We start from the raw sequence: 2,500 nt of genomic DNA on the forward strand, positions 1-2,500 counted from the left end.
TCCTGTGCGTCTGCCTGTTCCGCCACCCCGGCATGTCATATTGAAAATTGGAGCGGAAGACGGGATTCGAACCCGCGACCCCAACCTTGGCAAGGTTGTATTCTACCACTGAACTACTTCCGCAAGACATGTTTGAGTTATTTCATTAAAAGTGCGGGTGAAGGGAGTCGAACCCCCACGCCAAAGGCGCTAGATCCTAAGTCTAGTGCGTCTGCCAATTCCGCCACACCCGCATATTCATTAATTAAAAATGGTGAGCCATGAAGGACTCGAACCTTCGACCCTCTGATTAAAAGTCAGATGCTCTACCAACTGAGCTAATGGCTCTTACAATAAAAACTGGTGCCGACTAGAGGACTTGAACCCCCAACCTACTGATTACAAGTCAGTTGCTCTACCAATTGAGCTAAGTCGGCTAAATGGTGGAGGATGACGGGATCGAACCGCCGACCCCCTGCTTGTAAGGCAGGTGCTCTCCCAGCTGAGCTAATCCTCCGGATTGCCTGGCAACGTCCTACTCTCACAGGGACAAGGTCCCAACTACCATCGGCGCTAGAGAGCTTAACTTCCGTGTTCGGTATGGGAACGGGTGTGACCTCTCTGCCATCATTACCAGACTGTATTCATTTAAGACAAGAATTATTGTAACTCATTTAACTTTGAAAGTCAACAAGTTTTTTATATTCTTTCAAAACTAGATAACATTTGCTACATATTATATGGTTAAGTCCTCGATCTATTAGTATTCGTCAGCTCCACATGTCACCATGCTTCCACCTCGAACCTATCAACCTGATCATCTTTCAGGGATCTTACTAGCTTACGCTATGGGAAATCTCATCTTGAGGGGGGCTTCATGCTTAGATGCTTTCAGCACTTATCCCTTCCGCACATAGCTACCCAGCTATGCCCTTGGCAGAACAACTGGTACACCAGCGGTGCGTCCATCCCGGTCCTCTCGTACTAAAGACAGCTCCTCTCAAATTTCCTACGCCCACGACGGATAGGGACCGAACTGTCTCACGACGTTCTGAACCCAGCTCGCGTACCGCTTTAATGGGCGAACAGCCCAACCCTTGGGACCGACTACAGCCCCAGGATGCGATGAGCCGACATCGAGGTGCCAAACCTCCCCGTCGATGTGGACTCTTGGGGGAGATAAGCCTGTTATCCCCGGGGTAGCTTTTATCCGTTGAGCGATGGCCCTTCCATGCGGAACCACCGGATCACTAAGCCCGACTTTCGTCCCTGCTCGACTTGTAGGTCTCGCAGTCAAGCTCCCTTATGCCTTTGCACTCTACGAATGATTTCCAACCATTCTGAGGGAACCTTTGGGCGCCTCCGTTACACTTTAGGAGGCGACCGCCCCAGTCAAACTGCCCACCTGACACTGTCTCCCGGGTCGATAAGACCCGTAGGTTAGAATTTCAATACAGTCAGGGCGGTATCCCACCAGCGCCTCCACCGAAGCTAGCGCTCCGGTTTCAAAGGCTCCCGCCTATCCTGTACAAACTGTACCAAAATTCAATATCAGGCTACAGTAAAGCTCCACGGGGTCTTTCCGTCCTGTCGCGGGTAACCTGCATCTTCACAGGTACTATAATTTCACCGAGTCTCTGGTTGAGACAGTGCCCAAATCGTTACACCTTTCGTGCGGGTCGGAACTTACCCGACAAGGAATTTCGCTACCTTAGGACCGTTATAGTTACGGCCGCCGTTTACTGGGGCTTCAGTTCAGAGCTTCGCTTACGCTAACCCCTCTCCTTAACCTTCCAGCACCGGGCAGGTGTCACCCCCTATACTTCGCCTTACGGCTTCGCAGAGAGCTGTGTTTTTGCTAAACAGTCGCTTGGGCCTATTCACTGCGGCTTTCCGTTAAGAAAGCACCCCTTCTCCCGAAGTTACGGGGTCATTTTGCCGAGTTCCTTAACCAGAGTTCTCTCGCACACCTTAGGATTCTCTCCTCGCCTACCTGTGTCGGTTTGCGGTACAGGCACCTTTTATCTCGCTAGAAGCTTTTCTTGGCAGCGGGGAATCAAAGACTTCGCTCCATAAGGAGCTTCCCCATCACAGCTCAGCCTTCACGATAAGCGGATTTGCCTACTTATCAGCCTAACTGCTTGGACGTGCACAACCAATCGCACGCTTCTTCTATCCTTCTGCGTCCCTCCATTGCTCAAACGATAAAGAGGTGGTACAGGAATATCAACCTGTTGTCCATCGCCTACGCCTGTCGGCCTCGGCTTAGGTCCTGACTAACCCTGAGCGGACGAGCCTTCCTCAGGAAACCTTAGGCATTCGGTGGACGGGATTCTCACCCGTCTTTCGCTACTCATACCGGCATTCTCACTTCTAAGCACTCCACCAGTCCTTCCGGTCTGACTTCACTGTCCTTAGAACGCTCCCCTACCACTGATACCATTCGGTATCAATCCGCAGCTTCGGTGGTGTATTTAGCCCCGGTACATTTTCGGCGCAGAGTCACTCGACTAGTGAGCTA

At 51.4% G+C, this 2,500-nt stretch carries 6 tRNA genes and 2 rRNA genes (2 of these 8 only partly in view); all 8 read right to left on the reverse strand.

Features of this window, described 5'->3' with window-relative positions:
* Nucleotides 1-32, reverse strand: a tRNA-Leu gene (locus QCI73_RS27330) (it extends 57 nt beyond the left edge of the window).
* Between the two features lie 16 nt (nt 33-48).
* A tRNA-Gly gene (locus tag QCI73_RS27335) sits at nt 49-123 on the reverse strand.
* Between the two features lie 29 nt (nt 124-152).
* A tRNA-Leu gene (locus QCI73_RS27340) sits at nt 153-233 on the reverse strand.
* Nucleotides 234-251: 18 nt separating this feature from the next.
* A tRNA-Lys gene (locus tag QCI73_RS27345) sits at nt 252-327 on the reverse strand.
* Nucleotides 328-340: 13 nt separating this feature from the next.
* Nucleotides 341-416 (reverse strand) — tRNA-Thr (locus QCI73_RS27350).
* 4 nt (nt 417-420) lie between these two features.
* Nucleotides 421-496: transfer RNA gene (locus QCI73_RS27355), tRNA-Val, on the reverse strand.
* A gap of 5 nt (nt 497-501) precedes the next feature.
* Nucleotides 502-617 (reverse strand): 5S ribosomal RNA (rrf, locus tag QCI73_RS27360).
* 102 nt (nt 618-719) lie between these two features.
* Nucleotides 720-2,500: ribosomal RNA gene (locus QCI73_RS27365) — 23S ribosomal RNA — on the reverse strand (it continues 1,142 nt past the right edge of the window).

The organism is Bacillus cereus group sp. MG16 (assembly GCF_040459875.1).
Classification (GTDB): Bacteria; Bacillota; Bacilli; order Bacillales; family Bacillaceae_G; genus Bacillus_A; species Bacillus_A paranthracis.